General features: G+C 61.9%; 21 protein-coding genes. 11 read left to right on the top strand and 10 right to left on the bottom strand.

Annotation, left to right across the window (positions count from 1 at the left end; translation table 11 throughout):
• Positions 1-277: 277 nt before the first annotated feature.
• The 8 genes from M2400_RS08705 to arnC are packed head-to-tail and all read right to left on the bottom strand — an operon-like array spanning position 278 to position 9,592.
• Positions 278-1,900 (bottom strand): glycosyltransferase family 39 protein, encoded by a 1,623-nt coding sequence (locus M2400_RS08705; protein ID WP_177121078.1) that lies wholly within the window; start codon positions 1,898-1,900, stop codon positions 278-280.
• A 3-nt stretch (positions 1,901-1,903) separates the two neighbouring features.
• A complete protein-coding gene (locus M2400_RS08700) occupies positions 1,904-3,283 on the bottom strand; it encodes a UDP-glucose/GDP-mannose dehydrogenase family protein (RefSeq protein ID WP_259195683.1) in 1,380 nt (459 codons plus the stop codon).
• Positions 3,280-3,693, bottom strand: coding sequence for a 4-amino-4-deoxy-L-arabinose-phosphoundecaprenol flippase subunit ArnF (arnF, locus tag M2400_RS08695; RefSeq protein ID WP_177044270.1), 414 nt, complete (start codon positions 3,691-3,693; stop codon positions 3,280-3,282). The genes M2400_RS08700 and arnF overlap by 4 nt, the downstream gene beginning before the upstream one ends.
• Complete coding sequence (gene arnE, locus M2400_RS08690; protein ID WP_177044271.1) at positions 3,690-4,037, bottom strand: 4-amino-4-deoxy-L-arabinose-phosphoundecaprenol flippase subunit ArnE; 348 nt, start codon at positions 4,035-4,037, stop codon at positions 3,690-3,692. Before arnE ends, arnF begins: the two co-directional genes overlap by 4 nt.
• The gene (gene arnT, locus M2400_RS08685) at positions 4,034-5,689 is read right to left on the bottom strand and encodes a lipid IV(A) 4-amino-4-deoxy-L-arabinosyltransferase (protein WP_259195684.1); all 1,656 of its coding nucleotides are present in this window, start codon (positions 5,687-5,689) and stop codon (positions 4,034-4,036) included. The genes arnE and arnT overlap by 4 nt, the downstream gene beginning before the upstream one ends.
• Positions 5,686-6,570 carry a 4-deoxy-4-formamido-L-arabinose-phosphoundecaprenol deformylase gene (gene arnD / locus M2400_RS08680; RefSeq protein ID WP_177044273.1) on the bottom strand — a complete coding sequence of 295 codons (885 nt, stop codon included), beginning with the start codon at positions 6,568-6,570 and terminating at the stop codon, positions 5,686-5,688. Before arnD ends, arnT begins: the two co-directional genes overlap by 4 nt.
• Positions 6,570-8,561: a bifunctional UDP-4-amino-4-deoxy-L-arabinose formyltransferase/UDP-glucuronic acid oxidase ArnA gene (gene arnA, locus M2400_RS08675; protein ID WP_177044274.1), complete on the bottom strand. Its 1,992-nt coding sequence runs from the start codon at positions 8,559-8,561 to the stop codon at positions 6,570-6,572. Before arnA ends, arnD begins: the two co-directional genes overlap by 1 nt.
• Positions 8,558-9,592 (bottom strand): undecaprenyl-phosphate 4-deoxy-4-formamido-L-arabinose transferase, encoded by a 1,035-nt coding sequence (gene arnC, locus M2400_RS08670; RefSeq protein ID WP_177044275.1) that lies wholly within the window; start codon positions 9,590-9,592, stop codon positions 8,558-8,560. The genes arnA and arnC overlap by 4 nt, the downstream gene beginning before the upstream one ends.
• A gap of 469 nt (positions 9,593-10,061) precedes the next feature.
• On the opposite strand from arnC, the gene M2400_RS08665 reads away from it, so the two are divergent.
• The 3 genes from M2400_RS08665 (at position 10,062) to M2400_RS08655 (ending at position 12,209) form a co-directional block, all read left to right on the top strand.
• Positions 10,062-10,850, top strand: coding sequence for a M949_RS01915 family surface polysaccharide biosynthesis protein (locus M2400_RS08665; protein WP_177113996.1), 789 nt, complete (start codon positions 10,062-10,064; stop codon positions 10,848-10,850).
• 104 nt (positions 10,851-10,954) lie between these two features.
• On the top strand, positions 10,955-11,869 hold the full coding sequence (xerC, locus tag M2400_RS08660) for a tyrosine recombinase XerC (protein WP_177044277.1): 915 nt from the start codon (positions 10,955-10,957) through the stop codon (positions 11,867-11,869).
• Positions 11,870-11,984: 115 nt separating this feature from the next.
• Positions 11,985-12,209, top strand: coding sequence for a DUF2188 domain-containing protein (locus M2400_RS08655; protein ID WP_177044278.1), 225 nt, complete (start codon positions 11,985-11,987; stop codon positions 12,207-12,209).
• A 110-nt stretch (positions 12,210-12,319) separates the two neighbouring features.
• Here M2400_RS08655 and M2400_RS08650 read toward each other — a convergent pair whose 3' ends face one another.
• Entirely contained in the window at positions 12,320-13,177 is an 858-nt protein-coding gene (locus M2400_RS08650; protein ID WP_177044279.1) for an SDR family oxidoreductase, read from the bottom strand.
• A 99-nt stretch (positions 13,178-13,276) separates the two neighbouring features.
• Positions 13,277-13,549: a DUF2790 domain-containing protein gene (locus tag M2400_RS08645; protein WP_177044280.1), complete on the bottom strand. Its 273-nt coding sequence runs from the start codon at positions 13,547-13,549 to the stop codon at positions 13,277-13,279.
• 226 nt (positions 13,550-13,775) lie between these two features.
• Between M2400_RS08645 and M2400_RS08640 the strand changes: the two genes are divergently transcribed.
• The 8 genes from M2400_RS08640 (at position 13,776) to M2400_RS08605 (ending at position 20,953) form a co-directional block, all read left to right on the top strand.
• Positions 13,776-14,537 (top strand): GntR family transcriptional regulator, encoded by a 762-nt coding sequence (locus M2400_RS08640; RefSeq protein WP_259195685.1) that lies wholly within the window; start codon positions 13,776-13,778, stop codon positions 14,535-14,537.
• Entirely contained in the window at positions 14,534-16,264 is a 1,731-nt protein-coding gene (locus tag M2400_RS08635) for a fumarate reductase/succinate dehydrogenase flavoprotein subunit (protein ID WP_177044282.1), read from the top strand. The genes M2400_RS08640 and M2400_RS08635 overlap by 4 nt, the downstream gene beginning before the upstream one ends.
• Before the next feature lie 40 nt (positions 16,265-16,304).
• Positions 16,305-16,550: a ferredoxin family protein gene (locus tag M2400_RS08630; protein ID WP_003217650.1), complete on the top strand. Its 246-nt coding sequence runs from the start codon at positions 16,305-16,307 to the stop codon at positions 16,548-16,550.
• Positions 16,551-16,672: 122 nt separating this feature from the next.
• Positions 16,673-18,079, top strand: coding sequence for an ABC transporter substrate-binding protein (locus M2400_RS08625; protein WP_259195686.1), 1,407 nt, complete (start codon positions 16,673-16,675; stop codon positions 18,077-18,079).
• Positions 18,080-18,091: 12 nt separating this feature from the next.
• Positions 18,092-18,874, top strand: a complete 783-nt coding sequence (locus M2400_RS08620; protein ID WP_177044284.1) for an ABC transporter permease — start codon at positions 18,092-18,094, stop codon at positions 18,872-18,874.
• Positions 18,874-19,713 (top strand): ABC transporter ATP-binding protein, encoded by an 840-nt coding sequence (locus M2400_RS08615; RefSeq protein ID WP_259195687.1) that lies wholly within the window; start codon positions 18,874-18,876, stop codon positions 19,711-19,713. The genes M2400_RS08620 and M2400_RS08615 overlap by 1 nt, the downstream gene beginning before the upstream one ends.
• Positions 19,710-20,663: a HEAT repeat domain-containing protein gene (locus M2400_RS08610; protein WP_259195688.1), complete on the top strand. Its 954-nt coding sequence runs from the start codon at positions 19,710-19,712 to the stop codon at positions 20,661-20,663. Before M2400_RS08615 ends, M2400_RS08610 begins: the two co-directional genes overlap by 4 nt.
• The gene (locus M2400_RS08605) at positions 20,660-20,953 is read left to right on the top strand and encodes a DUF971 domain-containing protein (protein WP_259195689.1); all 294 of its coding nucleotides are present in this window, start codon (positions 20,660-20,662) and stop codon (positions 20,951-20,953) included. The genes M2400_RS08610 and M2400_RS08605 overlap by 4 nt, the downstream gene beginning before the upstream one ends.
• Positions 20,954-21,077: the final 124 nt, after the last annotated feature.

The following is a 21,077-nucleotide window of genomic DNA, read 5'->3' as shown; positions in this document are numbered from 1 at the left end:
GGCCCTGGGGCGAGCGTTTGGCGATACTGGAAATACCTGGAAGGTAGTAACTAATTAACTCACTTGGCTGGCGAGTCTACAGTTGGGGACTTTGAGCGGGAAGGGGAGTTGCATCGCTGGTTACGTATAGATGCGTAGGATTTTTCTCGATAGTTACTATCTAGAAAGTTGCAGAAGTTGTTGGGCAAAGAAGTTTCTTACATGCACAGTGGTCCGAAGCTACTTATGCGTCTGGCGGCAGGACAAGCGGATTGCCCGCTTATCCTACCGCCAGTTATCAAGGCTGAGGGAGTTTAACCAAGTGCAGCAGCACATACGGGTTCTTGTCGAACTGCCCGGTCAGTACCGGCACCAGTGAGCGAAACCGGGGATCAGTCAACCCTTCAAAGTCCGCCTGGCTCATGATCAGCCAGGCCGGCGCCTGAATCGGTGTCAACTCGGCGGGCAGTTGGGTAAACAGCGGCACCCGGTCGCAATCGAGGTTGACCACGAACTTGATGGCTTTCGCGTCCTTGCCCAGCGCGTGCAGCACCAACGGCGCGCGTTCCTGCTGGATCAGCGCCTGGGCCTGAAGGGTAAAGGTGCGGGTGTCATACAAACGACGCGTCAGGGGCTCGACCATCACGATATACGTCAGCCACACAGCCAGCACCGCACCGAAAGCGGGGCCCAGGTAGCGAAGGCGCGGCTTGAACAGAAACACCAGTGCCAAGGCCTGGAACGCTATCAGGATGCCGAACACCGGATTGAGGCTGCCGATCTGCTCCGGGAAGCGATGACGCGCCACGAACAAGCCTGCGATCAGCAGCCCGGGAACTGCCGTCCAAAGCACCAGCATCAGCCAGCGCAGCCCGGCGAACAGCCGCCCGCGTGAGGCCTGGAACGGATACGCGGCGATGATCGCCGCCATCGGCAGCATCGGCAGCACATAGCGAGCCTTTTTCGCCTGGGGCACCGACAGGCCGATCATCACGATCAGGCCCGCGGCGAGGCAGTACAGCACCAGTTTCAGCGCCGGACCCTTGTCTTCGCGGCCGCCTGCGGCAATCGCAATCAGCGCCAGTATGGCCAGCGGGTATGCCGGGGCGTAGTTGCCCAGCGAACTGGTGAAGTAATACAGCACGCTGCCGGAACCTTCAGTACCGTCCATACGGCCGAGGAACTGCATGCGGATCACGTCCTGCATGAACACTTCGCCACCGCTGAGCTTGGCCAGCAGCAACAGCAGGCCGACACACGCGGCCAGCAACGCCAGCGCCAACAGGCCAAAACTGAACAGCTGCCGCCATTGGCGATTGATCAGGTAATAACTGCAGAGCATGCCGGTGGGAATCACCAGGCCGATCGGCCCGCGGATTGCGAAGCCCAGGATCAGCAGCAGAAACAGCCAGTGCAGGCGTTTGCCGGCGCCGAAGTGGTCATGGGCATACCCCAGGTAAAACACTGCCAGGGCCACGGCGGCCAGCATCTGGTCGAGGGACACGGCGCGGGTTTCGCTGATGAAGGTACTGCTGAGCAGCATCACCGCGATGCTCAGCAGCGCCCAGCGCCGGGAGTAGGGCGCCGTCAGCCGGTACACCAGCACCACGATCAGCGCCGAAGCGATGGCCGTGGGCAGCCAGGCCGTCAGGCTGGTGACCTGCCCGAGAGGCAGGGACAGCAGCCAGGTCATCAGCGTCGAGGTGGCCAGGTAATCGGCATACGGTTGCCCGTATGTCGTCGGGAAGAACCCAGGCCCATGGCGCAGCATCTCCTGGGCGAACAGTACGAAGCGCGAATCAAAGCCGATGATTGCCTGGTTCCAGTTGCCCGCGACAAACAGGACCAGAGCCAGGAGCCCCATTACCCATGAGTGGCGGCGGATCGTCGGGCTGAGCAGGGGCGGATGAGCTTTGTCCACGTCTTAGGCTTCCTCGGCCTGAGGCGCCCAGTTTTGCTGGGGGATCGGCAAATTGCAGGAATCGCCGCGGCCCATCGGGAAGTACTGGATGCCTTTGCGCGCCAGGCGCTCGCCGTCGTAAAGGTTGCGGCCGTCGAAGATCACCGGGGTTTTCAGGCGTTGCTGGATCAAGTCGAAATCCGGGGCCTTGAACTGCTGCCATTCGGTGCAAATGATCAAGGCGTCGGAGCCGCTGAGGGTCGATTCCGGGGTGCCCATCAGCATCAGGCGCGGGTCATCGCCGTAGATGCGCTGGGTTTCCTGCATGGCTTCGGGGTCAAACGCGCGCACATTGGCGCCGGCGGCCCACAGGGCTTCCATCAGCACTCGGCTTGGCGCATCGCGCATGTCGTCGGTGTTGGGCTTGAAGGCCAGGCCCCACAAGGCGAAGGTCTTGCCCTTGAGGTCGCCCTTGAAGAACGCGTTGGCGCGTTCGAACAGCTTGCTCTTCTGGCGCTGGTTGATGGCTTCCACGGCTTCCAGCAGGTCGCTGGAGCAGTTGGCGGCCTTGGCGCTGTGGATCAGGGCACGCATGTCCTTGGGGAAGCACGAGCCGCCATAACCGCAGCCCGGGTAGATAAAGTGGTAACCAATGCGCGAGTCGGCACCAATGCCCAGGCGCACCGCTTCGATATCGGCGCCCAGGTGTTCGGCCAGCTCGGCGATCTGGTTGATAAAGCTGATCTTGGTGGCCAGCATGCAGTTGGCGGCGTACTTGGTCAGTTCGGCGCTGCGCAGGTCCATGAAGATGATGCGGTCGTGGTTGCGGTTGAACGGTGCGTACAGTTCGCGCATCACCTCGCGCACTTCTTCACGCTCGCAGCCGATGACGATGCGGTCCGGGCGGCGGCAGTCGGCCACGGCCGAGCCTTCCTTGAGGAATTCCGGGTTGGAGACGATATCGAACTCCAGGTGGCGGCCGGCAAGGTGCAGGGCCTTTTCCATATGCGCGCGCAAGGTGTCGCCGGTGCCGACGGGCACGGTGGATTTTTCCACCAGGATCACCGGTTCGATCCGGTGACGGGCCACCGCGTCACCTACCGACAGCACGTACTTGAGGTCGGCCGAACCGTCTTCATCCGAAGGCGTGCCCACGGCAATGAACAGCACTTCGCCGTGTTCAACGGCGAGTTTCTCGTCATAGGTAAACGTCAGGCGACCGCCTTCGAGGTTTTCCTTGACCATGGCCGCCAGGCCCGGCTCAAAAATGCTCACGTGGCCTTGTTGCAGCAACTTGACCTTGTTCTCGTCTACGTCCATGCAGATGACATCGTGGCCGACTTCGGCCAACACGGTGGCCTGCACCAGACCGACGTAACCGCTACCAAATACACTGATTTTCATGGGGCATTCCTGGGACTTGTGGTGCTAGCACGACGAGAGTTGATAGTCAGGACTCCGAGAATGACCAAGGCCACTCCCGCAGTTTTTGAAACCGAAAAATGTTCGTTGAACACCGGCAGGCTGGCCGCCAGCAGGTACACCAGCGCGTAGCTGATGCTGAGCAGCGAATACGCGCGGCCCAGTGGCAAATCTTTCAGCGCGCCGAGCCAGCAGAGCATCGACAGCGCATAGGCGATGATCGCCAGGGTCACCACGCCCAGTGCGCCGAAGTCGATGGCGCCGGCGTTGAAGGCTGTCAGCCATTCGGTGGGCAGCGGCAGGCGCGTCATGCTCCAGCGCATGCCCAACTGCGCACCGCTCACCAGTGCAACGCTGCCCAGGGCCAGGGCAAAACCGCGCGCGCGACTCATACCTGGCGCCCCAGCAACACCACACCGGCAATCACCAGCAGCACGCCGAACCAGTGGCGGCCATCGATGTGTTCGTGGAACACAAAACGCGCCACCAGGGTCACCAGCACAAAGTTAAGGCTGAGCATCGGGTAAGCGATGCCGACTTCCAGGCGTTGCAGCACCAGCAGCCACACCAACAGGCCGAGGCCCAGGCACGCCAGCGCCGACCACAACCACGGCGAGCGCAGCTTCAAGGCCCAACCGTCGGGTTGGTCGCGCCAGCCTTCAACGGCGAATTTCTGCGACACCTGGCCCATGCAGGTCAGCAGGCAGGCGGCCAACAAAAGCAGCAACGTGGTCATGGCGCACTCTGCGGGAAGATCAGAATCACGATATTGCCCTGCTCGTAACGCTTGCCATCTTTGGGCAGCAGCTCCACTTCCTGACGCTCGTCATCACCCTTGACCCGCATCACCACGCCCACCGAGCCTTGTTTGCGCGCATCAGTCATCCATTGCTCGACATGGGCGGCATCGATCTTGCGGTAAGCGGTGTCCGGGAAGGCGATGCCGTATTTCACTTCGCCAACGGTGTTGTAGAGCATCACTTCGGGACGCTGCAGGCGCCAGGACAACGCCGAGGCCGCACCCAGGTCGTTGCTCAGCAACGCGGTGGTTGGCTGCAGCTCCTGGAGGTGGTCGATGATGAACTGGTCGGGGGTCTTGTTATAAACCACCGAGTGCGGCAGCGCGGCCGGCACCAGGGCCACCAGCAACCAGCTGCCGATCACCGGCGCGGCCCACATATGCAACGGGCGGGCGGCTTGCAGCAGGTTGGCGATGATCCAGCCGAACAGGAAGATGAACACCAGCACCAGGCTCAAGGTTTCCTGGCCGTGCTCATACACCGGCTTCTTCAATTGGAACCAGGTCAGGGCCAGCAGCCCCAGCACGCCGATGATCAGGTTCAGCCAGCCGTTGATGCGCAGCACGCGGCCACGGGCCTGAGCCAGCTTGTCGGCCAGGGTATGGCCCATCAGCAACGCCAGTGGCAGCAGGCACGGCATGATGTATGACGGCAGCTTGCCCTTGGCCAGGCTGAAGAACGCCAAAGGCATCAGCAGCCAGAACAGCAGGAAGGCGATCTTGGCACTGCGCTTTTCCAGCCACGCCTGTTTGACGGTGGACGGCAGCAGGGCCATCCACGGCAGAACGAACGCCACCATCAGCGGCAGGTAGTACCAGAAAGGTTCGGAGTGCTGGGCGTCTTCACCGGCAAAACGCTGGATGTGCTCGTGCCAGAAGAAGAAGTTCCAGTAATCCGGCTCCTGGGCATGCACCATCAGCGCCCACGGCAGGCTGACGACAATCGCCACCACCACGGCCACCAGGCCATAGGTGAGCAGTTCACGAAAGCGTTTTTGCCAGATCATGTAGGGCAGGGCGATCAGCACCGGCAGCAACCACGCCAGGAAACCCTTGGTCATGAAGCCCATGCCGCAGGCGAACCCGAGCAAGGCCCACGACCACAGGCGGCCGCGGGTGGTGGTGCTGTCGGCGCAGAACCACAGTGCGGCCCCGGTCAGGTTGACCCAGAAGGTGAACTGCGGGTCGAGGTTGGCGTAGCCCGCCAGGAACGCGACGCTGACGAAACTCATGTACAGCACGGTGCTGACCAGGCTCTTGCGCGGGTCGTTCCACAAGCGCCGGGCCACGCCGTACACCAGCAGGATGCTCAAGCCGGTGCTCAGGGCCGAGGCGAAACGCACGCCGAACAGGTTCTGGCCGAATATCGCCTGGCCCAGCGCGATCATCCAGTACCCGGCAGCGGGTTTTTCGAAGTAGCGAATCCCCATGAAGTGCGGCGAGGCCCATTTGCCGGTCAGCAGCATTTCCTGACTGATCTGCGCATAGCGGGTTTCGTCGGGAATCCACAAGCCGTGGGTGGCCAACGGGATCAGGTAGAACACCCCGAAAGCCAGCAGGAGCAGGGGCAGGGCCCAGCGCCGGATCATGCCTTTTGCACTCCGAGCCAGCCTTCACGGCCGCTCAGCACACCGCGCACCAGTTGTTGCTGGGGCAGGGTGGTCACGTCGGCGGGCAACAAGTCGCCCAACGGTTTGAAGTCGATGCCGCGCTGCCCTGCCTGGGCGAGCAACTGGCGAAAATCATTGGCCATCAGAATCCCTTCTACTTCTGCGTGGATCGTATAGACGTTGAGCTTCGACGGCTTGAAGCGGTCGAGGATGAACGCATTGAAATCCTTGGCGGCCACCACCGGGCCCACGACTTCGTCGAAGGTCGGCATGTCCACCGGAATTTGAGGCGTGCCGGCACTGCCATCCGCCAGTGTGGGCCGGAACAGGCTGGTACCACGGCAATCGCTGTTGTAACGGAAGTTGAACTGTTGCTTGGCTTGCACCACACGCTCATCGGCACGCCAGCCGGCGGCGGCTGAACAGTCGATGCGCTCACCGAGGATGTCGCTCAAGGTGTCGACGCCACGGCGGATCTGTTCGACCAGCTGTTTGTCGCTCCAGCTTCCGGTGTTGGCCTGCCAGCCATGGTGATCCCAGGCGTGCAGGCCGACTTCATGCCCGGCAGCCTTGGCCTGGCGCATCAGGTGCCCCAGGTCGCGACCAATGGGTTTGCCCGGCCAGGCGGTGCCGGCCAGCAAAATATCCCAGCCGTACAGGCCGGCAGCGTTGGAACGCAGCATCTTCCACAGGAATTGCGGGCGGATCAGGCGCCACAAGTGGCGCCCCATGTTGTCCGGCCCGACGCTGAAGAAAAAGGTCGCCTTGACCCCGGCTTCATCCAGCGACTCCAACAACCTTGGCACCCCTTCACGGGTGCCTCGGTAGGTGTCGACGTCGATGCGTAGACCGGCCTGCATTAACGCTTGTCCGCGATTTCGAGCATGGCCTCACGCAGGAAGAAATCCAGGGTGTTGCCGATGGTTTCGCTCATCTCCACGGTAGGCTCCCAGTTCAGCAGGCGCTTGGCGTTGTCGATGCTTGGCTTGCGGTGCGCCACGTCCTGGTAACCGGTGCCGTAGAACGCCTTGCTCTCTACGTCGCGGAAACCGGCGAACGGAGGGAAGTTGGCGCGCAGCGGGTGAGCTTCGAACTGACGCAGCAGCTCTTCGCCCAACTGACGGATGCTGGCTTCGTTTTCCGGGTTGCCGATGTTGATGATCTGGCCGTTGCAGTTATCATTGTCGTTATCAATGATGCGCGCCAGGGCCTCGATGCCGTCGGCGATGTCAGTGAAGCAACGCTTCTGCTCGCCGCCGTCGAACAGACGGATTGGCGTGCCTTCTACCAGGTTGAGAATCAGCTGGGTGATGGCGCGGGAGCTGCCGATACGGGCCGAGTCCAGACGGTCCAGGCGCGGGCCCATCCAGTTGAATGGACGGAACAGGGTGAACTTCAGGCCTTTGTCGCCGTAGGCCCAGATCACGCGGTCCAGCAGTTGCTTGGAGACCGAGTAGATCCAGCGCTGCTTGTTGACCGGGCCCACCACCAGGTTGGAGGTGTCTTCGTCGAAGTACTGGTCCTGGCACATGCCATACACTTCGGAGGTCGACGGGAAGATCACGCGCTTGTTGTACTTCACGCAGTAGCGAACCAGTTTCAGGTTCTCTTCGAAGTCCAGTTCAAATACGCGCAGCGGGTTGCGGGTGTATTCGATCGGGGTGGCGATGGCCACCAGCGGCAGAACCACGTCGCACTTCTTGATGTGGTACTCGATCCACTCGGAGTGAATGCTGATGTCGCCTTCCACGTAATGGAAGTTCGGGTGGCTGCGCAGGCGCTCGATGGCGTCGGAACCGATGTCCAGGCCGTAGATCTCGTAGCGGTCGTCACGCAGCAGGCGCTCGGACAGGTGGTTACCGATGAAGCCGTTCACACCCAGGATCAGCACGCGGGTACGGCGTGGCTTGCGGCCGGACTCGGCGCCGCGCAATACGGAACCGTCCACCAGGCCCAGTTCATCGGCCAGGGAAGGGCCCGCCAGGTACAGGCCGTTTTCGTTGCGCTGGCCAAACTTGACCACCAGGGAGTCTTCACCGCAGGCGATGCGCAGCGGGTTGACGCTGATCACGCGGCCTGGCGCCAGGCCTTCGTTGCCTTTAACGACTTCAGCGCTCCAGACGATCAGCTTGTGCTCGCCCACGGCGCAGAAGGCGCCCGGGTATGGCTGGGTAACGGCACGCACCAGGTTGAACAGTTCTTCAGCCGGTTTTTTCCAGTCGAGCTTGCCGTCTGCTGCGGTACGACGACCGAAGTAGGTGGCTTGGCTTTCGTCTTGTGCGGTTTCAGCCAGCTTGCCCTGAGCCAGTTGTGGCAGGGCGTCGCGCAGCAGGCTGGTGGCGGCGTCACGCAGTTTGGCGTGCAGGGTCAGGCCGGTGTCGGTGCGGTCGATCACGACTTTCTGCTGGGCCAGGATCGCGCCGGCATCGGCACGCTTGACCATGCGGTGCAGGGTTACGCCGGTTTCGGTTTCGCCGTTGACCAGCACCCAGTTGGCCGGTGCGCGGCCACGGTATTTAGGCAGCAGGGAACCGTGCAGGTTGAACGCGCCTTTTTTGGCGGTGGCCAGCAGGGCTTCGCTCAGCAGGTTGCGGTAGTAGAACGAGAAGATGTAGTCCGGGTTCAGCTTGGCGATGCGCTCGATCCACAGCGGGTGGTTGGCGTCTTCCGGGGCGTGCACCGGGATGCCGTTGCGGGCGCACAGTTGGGCGACGGAACCGTAGAAATTGTTTTCCTTGGGATCATCGGCATGGGTGAACACGGCAGCAATTTCGTAACCCGCATTGAGCAGGGCTTCGATGCCTGCACAGCCAATATCGTGGTAAGCGAAGACAACAGCTTTTGAATTCATGACGAAACCTGATCGGAAGGAGAAGTAGAGGTGTGGGAGGAGGTCAGGCCATCGACCGTAAAGGTCTCGGCCGGTGCTGCCGGCTGGTTGCGCAACACTTTTTCGATAAAGAACCGTGGGCGGGCCCGCACATCGCTGTACATGCGGCCCAGGTATTCACCCAAAAGGCCCATGCCGATGAACTGGCCACCGGTGAACACGAACAATATGGCGAACAGCACGAACATGCCGTCGCCGGCCCAGCCGGAGCCGAAGGCAATGCGCAGCACAATCAGCGCAAAGGCGAAGAGCATGCCCAGGGCCGCCAGGCTGAAACCGACGATGCTCAACAGGCGCAGTGGCGTGGTGGTCATGCAGGTCAGCAGGTCGAACATCAGGCTGATCAGGCGCATCGGGCTGTATTTGGACTCGCCGTGTTCACGCTCGGCGTGGTGCACCAGGATTTCCGTGGTGTGGCGTGCAAAGCTGTTGGCCAGGATCGGGATGAAGGTGCTGCGCTCGCGGCAGGCCAGCATTGCGTCGACGATGGTGCGCCGGTAAGCGCGCAGCATGCAGCCGTAGTCGCTCATGGCCACGCCGGTGGAGCGTTGCACGGCAAGGTTGATCAGGCGCGACGGCCAGCGGCGGAAGGCCGAGTCCTGGCGGTTGTTGCGCACGGTGGCAACCACGTCGTAGCCCAGGGCGGCCTGTTCGACCAGGCGCGGGATTTCTTCCGGCGGGTTTTGCAGGTCGGCGTCCAGGGTGATCACTACGTCGCCCCGGCAATGTTCGAAGCCGGCCATGATCGCGGCGTGCTGGCCGTAGTTGCGGTTGAGGATCACCGCGACCACGTTGCTGCCTTCAAGGGCTGCGGCGTCTTCGAGCAATTGCGCGGAGTTGTCGCGGCTGCCGTCATCCACCAGGATGATTTCGTATTCGTAAGCCAGTTGTTTGCAGGCGGCCATGGTGCGACGCAGCAATTCAGGCAGGCTTTCTTGTTCGTTGTAGACCGGGATAACGATCGACACGCAATGAATTGGATAGGGTTTCAAAGATTCATTACCTCGGGGGTTAGAGCAACTTGGAGCGTAAACACAGCAGTTATCATCAGCCTCGGATGACGGGCATCCGATCAAAGATAGCGTTGGTTTGTGGCATTCATTCGACAGTCCTGACAGGTCACAGTGGGTCTTCCATGGCTTACGTGAGTAAAGACCAAAACGCTCAAAGGTAAAGCGGAATCAACGAGTTAACCTGCAAAGTACGGTTCGCTCTCAAGTCGTGCCGCCAAGATTAAGCGCAAAAATGTTCAACGAATATGAAACGCAGATGAAAAAGTCGTTTTTTTGGCAGGTAGACAGCTAGTGTTCAGCTAAACAGCAGGAACACGGACAATGCCGTCCTGGCCACGCGTAGACAAGGATTAGACTTTTTCTGCGTGTTAGTTCGTTCCTGAAGAATCTTCTCTGCAATGCCGCGCAAGTGCCGGTAAAGTAAGCCATCTCTTGCCAGGGCAGTCGGATGAATAGCGTGCAGCGTTTACGGCCAATGTTGATGGTGTTGTTGATGTCCGTGGCGTGGGCCACGGTGGTGCGGGCCGATGACGGTGTGGCACTGACGGCCGTCGACCAGGTGCCCGATGGCGTGGAAGTGCGGGGTAAACAGGTCGGGGCCTACACCTGGAGCGATAAACAGGGCAAAAACCTGTTGGTGCTGGCGGAACAGGTCAGCGAGCGCGACGACGACGGCGCGCAGTCGGCCTTTGTCTATGCCGCCCAGTACCTGCTCGACGGCGACCGGCCCAAGCGGCTGTGGATGCTCTACGACGACGTGCAGCACTGTGAATTCGATGCCGGCGCGCACTTCAACACCGACGCCACCCAGGTCACCGACCTGCTGGGCGATGGCGTCAGCCAGGTCACCGTGGGCTATAGCCGCACCTGCACCAGTGATGTCAGCCCCAACGACTTCAAGCTGATCATGCACATCGGCAAATCCCAGAAGTACCGCCTGCGGGGCATCGACCGTTATGGCGCCAGTTGGTGGGATGAGGACGCCGGCGCCCTGCAGGGCATGCCATTGCCCAAGGATTGCAGCGTTGCAGCCCAGCAAGCGCTGGTCAGCCAGTTCAAGGAACAGGGCACCGAGCTGCCGTTGCCGGGCTGTTATGGCGACGAGCAGGACTTTGCCAAGGCGCCCAAACCGTACCTGGAGTTCATGCGCCAGCACTGGTTTGCCTTGATGCAGAAGCAGGACACCGACTGGAGCCAGCAGCAGACGCCGGCCCCGGCTGAAGACGATCAGGAATAGCCCTTCGGGATTGACCTGCGCTAGACTCGGCGCTCGCCAATTCACTAAATAGGTCGATTAATCAGATGGTTAGTCGGCTTATTTAATCCAAAGGCTGATCTACCTTGACTGAGTCTACCCGCAACCCGCTGACCCTCTATCTCACCCGCCTGGCGCCCTCCAGCCAGCTGACCATGCGCTACGTGCTGCAAGACGCCGCCGACCGCCTGGGCTTTGAAGACATCAACCTCGAAGACATCGACTGGCACCTGCTGCAGCCCGAGCAGGTCATGGCCCTGGTGGCCGTGCTGCGCGAAGACGGCTACGCGCCGAACACCTCGTCGCTGTACGTCAATGCTGTGCGCGGGGTGATGAATGAAGCCTGGCGCATGAGCCTGATCAGCCAGGATCATCTGCTGAAGATGCGCTCGGTCAAGGCCATGGCCGGCACCCGCCTGAGCCAGGGGCGCAACCTGCGGCGTACGTTGATTCGTGAGTTGATGGACGTCTGCGCCGCCGACCCGCGGCCCCAGGGATTGCGGGACGCGGCGGTGATCGGGATCCTGTATGGCTCGGGCATGCGCAAGTCGGAGTCGGTGAACATCGAGCTGAACCAGGTCAACTTTGAAGAGCGCAGCCTGCAGGTCACCGGCAAGGGCAACAAACAACTGATCAAGTACGCGCCGGCCTGGGCCTTTGCCAAGCTGGACGCATGGCTGGAATTTCGTCGCAGCCAGCTGAAACCGGGTGAACAGGACGACGGTTTCCTGTTCAACCGTATTCGCCGGGGCAGCCATATCACCCGGGAACGCATCACCAAGCACGCGATTTACTACATCGCCCGCCAGCGTGGGGAACAAGTTGGCGTGAAGATCATGCCCCATGATTTCCGGCGTTCGTTTATCACCCGGGTGATTGAAGAGTACGACCTGTCCATCGCCCAGAAACTGGCGCACCACACCAATATCCAGACTACCGCCAACTACGACGTGCGCGACGACAATGAGCGGCGCCGGGCGGTGGATCGGTTTGACCTGTAGCGCCGCCTGTAACCTGGGCCGCCAACTGCCTTGAACTCTGCCCGGCGGCTGGGCTCGCAATAACAGGGCGCGGGTTTTGCCGCGTGCCGTGTTCATTCAGTCAAGGGAGCAGACCATGGATACCTACAACATCAACAAGACCGGCACCGGTTGGGCGTTGACCAGGCAGGGCTCGGCACGACCGTCGAAAACCGCGGAGACCAAGGAGGCGATCGTTGAGTTGGCTAAGGAGTTTCTCAGCGACAAGACGGCGTCGCTGAGGATTCACAGCATGGATGGGCGGATTCAGGAGGAACGCACGTATCCGCGCAAGGCTGATCCGGTAAAGTCTCCCGGTTAGACGGTTGAAATACCAACAGGTGGCGAGGGAGCTTGCTCCCGCTGGTTTTGGGGGCGCTTCGCACCCCAACGGGAGCAAGCTCCCTCGCCACTGGGTACCTGCATTGCGATTTAGAGAATCGGCTTGCCACCTGTCACCGCATACCGCGAGCCCGAGATGTAGCTCGCTTCATCCGACGCCAGCAACACATAGATCGGCGCCACTTCCACCGGCTGCCCGGGGCGGCCCAGCGGCGTCTCGCTGCCAAAGCTGTTCACGTCTTCCTCGGGCATGGTCGAGACAATCAACGGTGTCCAGATCGGCCCCGGCGCCACGCTGTTGACCCGGATGCCCTTGCTGCCCAGCAGTTGCGCCAGGCCGCCGGTAAAGTTGGCAATCGCACCCTTGGTGGCGGCATACGCCAGCAACGTCGGCTTGGGCATATCGGAATTCACTGAGCTGGTATTAATGATCGACCCGCCGGCCTTCATATGCGGCAGCGCTGCCTTGCAGAGGCGAAACATCGCGGTAATGTTGATATCGAAGGTCTTGACCCATTCTTCATCGGGAATCTCTTCCAGGGTTTCATGGGTCATCTGGAACGCCGCGTTGTTGACCAGTACGTCGATGCGCCCGAACTGTTCGACAGTCTTGTCGACAAGCGCCTGGCAGGTGGCCTTTTGCGCGATATCCCCGGGCAGCAGCAAGCACTGGCGGCCGGCTTCTTCAACCCAGCGTGCGGTCTCCTTGGCGTCCTCATGCTCATCCAGATAAGCGATGGCCACATCGGCCCCTTCACGGGCAAACGCAATCGCCACTGCACGGCCAATGCCGCTGTCGGCACCGGTGATCAGGGCGATCTTGTTGGCCAGGCGGCCAGAGCCGGTGTAGCTCTTCTCGCCGCAGTCAGGGTAGGGGTCCATCTTCTTCTGGGAACCGGGAACGGACTGGGCCTGGCTGGCGAACGGTGGGCGTGGGTAGTCAGTCATCTCAATCTCCATAGATCACAACGGGTTCTATGGATTAGTGATTTTGCCAGCGGCAATAGTTGTAATCGATTCCCGCCAGGCCCGACGAATGGTTTTCCATCAACCGTGCTGGCAGGCATCGCCCATGCGCATGTAGTCCAGTTCGTGACGTACACCATGGCTATCAATATAGACCATGTGGCCCTTGACCGGACCGCACTCGGTGGAGGATTCGCTACTGACGCGTACCACCTTGGCGATATCCAGGTCCTGGGAGTAGTCGTATGTCTCACTCGCGGGTGCAGTGGCACTCACGGCTGGGGCCGGGTTTTCGCCCTGGGCGACGGCAAGTGTGCTGAACAAGCCCAGCACGGCGATAAGCAGATAACGCATGGGAACCTCCGACACCACGCAGGTGGTGAGTTGACTGTGGGGTTCATTCTACAAAGCGCTTGCCGTGGGGATGAACGACTGCGAGGCAATAGCAGACATCAGTCAAATCGATGGCGTGATTTTCCTGCGCCCGGCGCTTCCATATCCTTATTCCAAATCGGTATTTCCACGCCTTTCATAAGACTCCTTATGATCACGTCATAACTCGTTATGACAAGTGGTCCTGATGAACGAATCAACCGTCGCCTTATCTCCTCTGTCCAGCATTCCGTTGCATGCGCAACTGCGGGATCTGCTGCGCAGCCGCATCCTCGATGGTGAATACGCGCCGAACACCCAGATGCCGTCCGAAAGCGAACTGGGCGCGCGCTTCAAGGTCAGCCGCATCACCGTGCGCCAGGCGCTGGGTGATCTGCAAAAGGAAGGCCTGATCTACAAGATTCACGGCAAAGGTACCTTTGTCTCCAAGCCCAAGGCCTATCAGAACGTCAGCACCTTGCAGGGGTTGGGCGAGTCCATGACCGAGCGCGGCTATGAAGTGATCAACCGCCTGCGCAGTTACCGCTTTGTGCCGGCGGACAAACTGGTGGCCGAGCGCCTGGGTGTGGAGGAGGGCACCACGGTCACGCAGATCAAGCGCGTACGCCTGATCAACCGCGAACCGGTGTCGCTGGAAATCACCTATCTCAGCCAGGCCCTGGGCGAACGCCTGGAAAACGCCGACCTGGTGACCCGCGACATCTTCCTGATCCTGGAGAACGACTGCGGCCTGCAACTGGGCCACGCCGACGTAGCGATTGACGCGGTGCTCGCTGACAGCGAGCTGACCCAGGCGCTGAACGTCGAGGCCGGTTCGCCGATCATGCGCATCGAACGCCTGACTCATACCGCCAACGGCCAGCCCGTGGACTTTGAACACCTGTATTACCGCGGTGATGCCTTTCAGTATCGCCTGCGCATCGACCGTCAGCGAGGTAGCCGCCCGTGAGCCGCAAAACCCTGGAACTGGAATACGACATCGTGGTGATCGGCGGCGGCACCGCCGGCCCCATGGCGGCGATCAAGGCCAAGGAGGCCAACCGCGACCTGCGGGTGTTGCTGATCGACAAGGCCAACGTCAAGCGCAGCGGCGCCATCAGCATGGGCATGGACGGGCTGAACAACGCGATTATCCCGGGCCACTCAACGCCGGAGCAGTACACCAAGGAGATCACGATTGCCAACGACGGCATCGTCAACCAGGCGGCGGTGTATGCCTACGCGACCCACAGTTTTGAAACCATCGAGCAACTGGACCGCTGGGGCGTGAAGTTCGAGAAGGACGAAACCGGCGATTACGCGGTGAAGAAAGTCCACCACATGGGCGCCTACGTATTGCCGATGCCGGAAGGGCACGACATCAAGAAGGTGCTGTATCGCCAGCTCAAGCGGGCCCGGGTCAGCATCACCAACCGCCTGGTGTGCACCCGTCTGCTCACCGACAGCGAAGGCGCGGTGAATGGTGTGATGGGGTTTGACTGCCGCACTGCGGATTTTCAGGTGATCAAGGCCAAGGCGGTGATTCTGTGCTGCGGCGCGGCCGGCCGCCTGGGCTTGCCGTCCTCGGGTTACCTGATGGGCACCTATGAAAACCCGACCAACGCCGGCGACGGCTACGCCATGGCCTACCACGCCGGCGCCGAACTGGCGAACCTGGAGTGCTTCCAGATCAATCCGCTGATCAAGGATTACAACGGTCCGGCCTGCGCCTATGTCACCGGGCCCCTGGGCGGCTACACCGCCAACAACAAGGGCGAACGCTTCATCGAGTGCGACTACTGGAGCGGGCAGATGATGTGGGAGTTCCACCAGGAGCTGGAAAGCGGCAACGGCCCGGTGTTTCTCAAGCTCGATCACCTGGCCGAGGAAACCATCCAGAACATCGAACAGATCCTGCACAGCAACGAGCGCCCCAGCCGTGGCCAGTTCCACGCCAACCGGGGCACCGACTACCGCAGCCAGATGGTCGAGATGCACATCTCCGAGATCGGCTTTTGCAGCGGGCATTCGGCGTCGGGCGTGTGGGTCAACGAGCGCGCCGAGACGTCGGTCAAGGGCCTGTACTCGGCGGGTGACATGGCGGCGGTGCCGCATAACTACATGCTCGGTGCGTTCACCTACGGCTGGTTTGCCGGCACCAACGCTGCAGGCTTTGTGGCCGGGCGCGAGTTCAGCGCCGTGGATGCCGCGCAAGTGGCTGCAGAACAGGCTCGGGTCTATGCGCCACTGGACCGCGAAACCGGCCTGCCGCCGGCCCAGGTCGAGTACAAGCTGCGGCGTTTCGTCAACGATTACCTGCAACCGCCCAAGGTCACCCGCAAGATGGAAATCGGCTTGCAACGCTTCGCCGACATCGAACGCGACCTGGACCAGATGAAGGCGCACAACCCCCATGAATTGATGCGCGCCATGGAAACCAGCGTGATCCGCGACTGCGCCGAAATGGCCGCCCGCGCCTCGCTGTACCGCGCCGAAAGCCGCTGGGGCCTTTACCACCACCGGGTCGATCACCCGCAGCGCAACGACGCCGACTGGTTCTGCCATTGCCACCTGAAAAAGGGCGACGACGGGCAGATGGTCAGCTTCAAGAAACCCGTCGAGCCCTATGTGATCCCGCTGGACGCCGAAGAGATGCAGGCCTACGACCGCCTGCGCGTAGGGGCTGACGCCGCCTGAATGTGCCCCCCCAAGCTCGCTCACCACAGGACACCGTGAAATGGCCTATCAGCCCCAGGAAATATTCTTCCGTTCCAACGCCCCGGTGACGGTGGACGAAGACAAGTGCATCGCCGAAAAAGGCTGCACGGTCTGCGTCGACGTGTGCCCGATGGACCTGTTGGCGATCAATCCGGCAACGCAGAAAGCGTACATGGCCTTCGATGAATGCTGGTACTGCATGCCCTGCGAAAAAGATTGCCCCACCGGCGCAGTCAAGGTCGAGATCCCGTACCTGCTGCGCTGAGACCCGCCGCAAAAGCCATCCGCCAACACCGGACGCCGCCCTTGCCACACCCCCTCGTTTCCCACCGCGCCAGACCGTGGCGGAGACGATTCCTTTAACCATGATTCGAGGGGAAACACCCAATGTTATTGCGCGCAACGCTGGCCGGCCTGGTGCTGGCTTCCCTGGGCCTGTCGGCTCAGGCCCAAACGATCCGGGTAGCCATCGGCACCCAGGACACCACCATCAACTGCGCGGCGGGCGGCTTGCTGATCCGCGAGCTGGGGCTGTTGGACAAGTACCTGCCACACGACGGCACGTACAAGGACGCCACCTACGACATCCAGTGGAAAAACTTCACCAGTGGCGCGCCGCTGACCAATGAAATGGTCGCCGGCAAACTGGACTTCGGCGCGATGGCTGACTTCCCGGGAGCCTTCAATGGCGTGGCGTTCGAGGCGGCGGGCAAGCACAGCCTGTTTATCAGCGTGCTGTCGGGCAATATCAAGGGCAGCGGCAACGGCATCGTGGTGCCGACCGCTTCCAGCGCCCAGTCCCTGGCGGACCTCAAGGGCAAGACCATTTCCGTGCCCTTCGCCTCGACGGCCCATGGCATGTTGCTGCGCGCCGTAGCGGCCCAGGGTTGGGACCCGCTCAAGGACGTCAATATCATTGCCCAGGCGCCCGAAGTGGCGGGTTCGGCGTTGCAGGCCAACAAGATCGACGCCCATGCGGACTTTGTGCCGTTTGGCGAGTTGTTCCCCAACCGTGGGTTTGCCCGCAAGATCTACGATGGCTCGCAATCCAACACCCCGACATTCCACGGCGCGCTGGTGGATGAGGGCTATGCCAAACAGTACCCGGAAGTCGTCGTCGCCTACCTGCGTGCGAGCATCGAAGCCAATCAGTTGCTGGCGGCAGAGCCGGAGAAGTACAGCGAACTGATCGAAAAAGTCACCGGCGTTGAAGCCGAGGTCAACTACCTGTTCCATGGCCCACTGGGGGTACAGACCCGCGACCTGAGCTGGAAACCCGAATACCGCCAGGCCGTGGGCACCGCCATCGACACCCTCAAGCTGCTGAAAAAAGCCGACCGCGGGCTGGACCTCAATACCTTTATCAACGACCAGTACATCCGCGCCGCGTTCAAGGCGTCGGGCCTGGACTACGAGGCGCAATTGGGCAACTACGCCCAGGCACCGCTGAAGGCCAACGACGCCCTGAGCGGCGCGCCGATCACCGACTGGAAGCATGTCGCGCAAATCTGGGTCAAGGGTGAGCCCAAGGTGCGCAATTACGCATCGGCCGAAGCCGCATTCACCGCGTTGGACAGCCTGAACAAACAAGGCAAGGCCGTGCGCGCGGTGTATGCCCAGGCCGAGGACAGCGGCATCAAGTTGCTGGCGAGCCAGGCCTGGTTTGCGACCAACCAGCAAGGCCAGCTCAGTGCATTCCTGCTCAAGGGCCAGGCGCAGCAGTTCGCCCAGGCCCAGGGCGGCAAGGTGTTCAACTTTACCGACGCCGGCGCGCAGGCCGTTGCCGGTCGCTGAGGGAGCGCATTCATGACAAGCACCCCATGGCGCTGGTTGCCCAAGGCCGCTTCATTGCTGTTATGCCTGCTGTTCTGGCAGTTGGCGGCCAGCCTGCACTGGAACCTGGGCCTGGTGACCTTTGCCAACGTGCCCACACCGGGTTCCGTGGTGCAGGCTGCCCTGGGCCTGGTGGACTCGGGCAAGCTCGCCCGGCACCTGAGTGCGAGCTTGACCCGGGTATTCGAGGGCTACCTGGCGGCAGCGCTGGTGGGGATTGGCCTGGGTATCGCGATTGGCCGCTGGAAGTGGGCGGAAGACCTGCTGCTGCCGCCCCTGGAGGTGATCCGACCGATCCCGGCAGTAGCCTGGATCCCGCTGGCGATCCTGATGTTTCCCTCATCTGAGCTGTCGATGATCTTCATCACCTTCACCGGCGCGCTGTTTCCGGTATTGCTCAACACGGTGCATGGCGTGGAAGGCGTCGACCCACGGCTGATCGCCTCGGCGCGCAGCCTGGGGGCAGGGCGCCGGGCGATCCTGCTGGAAGTGATTCTGCCGGGCGCTGCGCCGAGCATCATTACCGGCCTGGCGATCGGCATGGGCACCTCGTGGTTTTGCCTGGTGACGGCGGAAATGATCTCCGGCCAGTACGGTATCGGCTATTACACCTGGGAGTCCTACACCATCCAGAACTATGCCGACATTGTCGTCGGCATGCTGTTGATCGGGGTGCTGGGCATGGGCAGCAGCCTGCTGGTCAAGCGCCTTGGCGCACTGTTCACTCCCTGGCATCGACCACGAGGTAAAGCCTGATGAGTCATCTTGAAGGCCGTGTCGACATACGCGGCTTGTCCATTGTATTGGGCGAAAAGCAGCAGGCGTTCGAGGCGGTAAAGGCCCTGGATTGCAGGATCGAACCGGGGCAGTTCGTGTGCGTTCTCGGGCCGTCCGGGTGTGGCAAGTCGACCTTGCTCGGTGCGCTGGCCGGGCACCTCACCCCGAGCCTGGGCACCCTGGAAATGGACGGCCAGCCGGTGGTCGGGCCGTCTCAGCAGCGGGGCATGGTGTTTCAGCAACACACGCTGTTTCCCTGGCGCTCGGTGCGCGAAAACGTCGCCTTCGGCCTGAAGATGCGCGGCGTGGGCAAAGCCGAGCGCCTCGCCGCGGCCGATGAGATTCTTCAACTGGTAGGCCTGGAAGGCTTTGCCGAGCGCTGGCCCAACCAGTTGTCCGGCGGCATGCAGCAGCGGGTGGAAATTGCCCGGGTGCTGATCAACCGTCCCAGCCTCTTGTTGATGGACGAACCCTTCGGTGCACTGGATGCCCTGACCCGCATGAAAATGCAGGCCTTGCTGCTGGACATCTGGACCCGCATCCGCACCACCGTCGTGTTTGTCACCCATGACATCGACGAAGCGTTGTTCCTCGCCGACCGCATCCTGGTGATGAGCCCGCGCCCCGGGCGCATCATCGAAGACTTCCCGCTGACCTTCCCGAGGCCACGCAGCACGGAGCTGATGACCTCCGCGGAATTTACCCACCTCAAGCGTCATTGCCTGGAACTGCTGCACCACGAAGATGGACGCCAGTTGCCACGGCTGAACCCGCTCGGGCTGCCCAACGATCACCCAAGACCGCGATTTGCCATATGACCTATGAAACCGAAAACCCCGACATCGAGGCCCTGCGTCCACGGCTGCAGGCGGCGGATGCCGGCATGCGCCGGATCGCCCTGATTGAGCTGGCCGACCTCGAAGACCCCGACGGCCTGGTGTGGCTGGTGGACAGCCTGGGCAACGACCCGGCCACCGATGTGCGCGCCCAGGCCGCCAGCCTGCTGGAGGCGTGGGAAGAAGACGAGGTGGTCGAGGCACTGTGCCAGGCACTCACCGACACCGAGGCGTCGGTACGTGACGCTGCCGCCCAGAGTTTGAGCGTACTCAAGACAACGCAGGCGGGCCGGTTATTACTGCCGTGGACCAGCCACGCCGATGTCAGCGTACGCACCGCGATATTCCGGGCACTGCGCGAGTTGCGCCTGGAAGCCGCGGCGCCGTCAGCCCTGCTGGCGCTGAACGATGCCGATGCCGGCGTACGTCGCGAAGCCGTGGGCGTGCTCGGCTGGCTCAAGCACCTGCCGGCCCTGGACGCCTTGGCGACCTTGGCCAGCACCGACCCGGATACCGAAGTCCGCCGAGCCGCCACCGGCGCCCTGGGCCTGGCCAGTGATGATCGGGTACTGCCGGCGCTGTATCAGGCGTTGCAGGACGCCACCTGGCAAGTGCGCGAAGAGGCCGCGACCACCCTGGGCAAAGTCGGCAGCGCCAGTGCCGGCGACGCCTTGATCAAGGCGCTGGCCGATGACTATTGGCAAGTCCGGCTGCGCGCCACCCGCAGCCTGGGGCGCTTGCGATACGCACCGGCGTTGCAAGCGCTGATCCTGGCGCTGGGCCACAGCATCAGTAACCTGCGCAAGGAAGCCGCCCTGGCGCTGGGGGAGTTGGGCGACCGCCAAGCCCTTGGCCCGCTGCGGGATGCCGCCGACGATGGCGACCCGGAAGTGCGCAAGGCGGTACGCATTGCCCTGGCACAGCTGCAATGAACCGCCCGCCTGAAGGCATTGGCCGGGATGACGGTGGACGCTTGAGGCTGGAATGGCGCGAGGGCGTGCAATGGATCGACCATGCCCGCCTGCGCCGTGAATGCCCATGCTCACAGTGCCGGGCGTTTCGGTTGAGAGGCACGCCGCCGCTGGTGTCGGACGGCGTGCGGGTGCTGGAAATCCATTCCCAGGGATATGGCGTGCAGTTGGTCTTCAGCGACGGGCATCAGCGGGGGATTTACCCGTGGGCTTATTTGGCACAGATGAGTCCCTATCCATTGCTGCGGTGACGGCCTCGTCTTCTGTAGGAGCTGGCTTGCCTGCGATGCAGGCGCTTCGGTCTATCTGAAAGTATTGGATCAAACTGTGGACTGCATTTCAGGACATCGCAAAGTGGCGGTTGATCGTGTGCAA

The organism is Pseudomonas sp. BIGb0558 (assembly GCF_024807515.1).
GTDB classification, from domain to species: domain Bacteria; phylum Pseudomonadota; class Gammaproteobacteria; order Pseudomonadales; family Pseudomonadaceae; genus Aquipseudomonas; species Aquipseudomonas yamanorum_A.
The sequence above is the reverse complement of the archived record's forward strand: the minus strand, read 5'-3'. Positions and strand labels throughout refer to the sequence as shown.

Bases quoted from the DNA above. Each gene is read 5' to 3' on its own strand.
- M2400_RS08700 (WP_259195683.1), bottom strand. From the start codon at position 3,283: ATGAAAATCAGTGTATTTGGTAGCGGTTACGTCGGTCTGGTGCAGGCC.
- arnF (WP_177044270.1), bottom strand. From the start codon at position 3,693: ATGAGTCGCGCGCGCGGTTTTGCCCTGGCCCTGGGCAGCGTTGCACTG.
- arnE (WP_177044271.1), bottom strand. From the start codon at position 4,037: ATGACCACGTTGCTGCTTTTGTTGGCCGCCTGCCTGCTGACCTGCATG.
- arnT (WP_259195684.1), bottom strand. From the start codon at position 5,689: ATGATCCGGCGCTGGGCCCTGCCCCTGCTCCTGCTGGCTTTCGGGGTG.
- arnD (WP_177044273.1), bottom strand. From the start codon at position 6,570: ATGCAGGCCGGTCTACGCATCGACGTCGACACCTACCGAGGCACCCGT.
- arnA (WP_177044274.1), bottom strand. From the start codon at position 8,561: ATGAATTCAAAAGCTGTTGTCTTCGCTTACCACGATATTGGCTGTGCA.
- M2400_RS08665 (WP_177113996.1), top strand. From the start codon at position 10,062: ATGAATAGCGTGCAGCGTTTACGGCCAATGTTGATGGTGTTGTTGATG.
- M2400_RS08655 (WP_177044278.1), top strand. From the start codon at position 11,985: ATGGATACCTACAACATCAACAAGACCGGCACCGGTTGGGCGTTGACC.
- M2400_RS08650 (WP_177044279.1), bottom strand. From the start codon at position 13,177: ATGACTGACTACCCACGCCCACCGTTCGCCAGCCAGGCCCAGTCCGTT.
- M2400_RS08645 (WP_177044280.1), bottom strand. From the start codon at position 13,549: ATGCGTTATCTGCTTATCGCCGTGCTGGGCTTGTTCAGCACACTTGCC.
- M2400_RS08640 (WP_259195685.1), top strand. From the start codon at position 13,776: ATGAACGAATCAACCGTCGCCTTATCTCCTCTGTCCAGCATTCCGTTG.
- M2400_RS08630 (WP_003217650.1), top strand. From the start codon at position 16,305: ATGGCCTATCAGCCCCAGGAAATATTCTTCCGTTCCAACGCCCCGGTG.
- M2400_RS08625 (WP_259195686.1), top strand. From the start codon at position 16,673: ATGTTATTGCGCGCAACGCTGGCCGGCCTGGTGCTGGCTTCCCTGGGC.
- M2400_RS08620 (WP_177044284.1), top strand. From the start codon at position 18,092: ATGACAAGCACCCCATGGCGCTGGTTGCCCAAGGCCGCTTCATTGCTG.
- M2400_RS08615 (WP_259195687.1), top strand. From the start codon at position 18,874: ATGAGTCATCTTGAAGGCCGTGTCGACATACGCGGCTTGTCCATTGTA.
- M2400_RS08610 (WP_259195688.1), top strand. From the start codon at position 19,710: ATGACCTATGAAACCGAAAACCCCGACATCGAGGCCCTGCGTCCACGG.
- M2400_RS08605 (WP_259195689.1), top strand. From the start codon at position 20,660: ATGAACCGCCCGCCTGAAGGCATTGGCCGGGATGACGGTGGACGCTTG.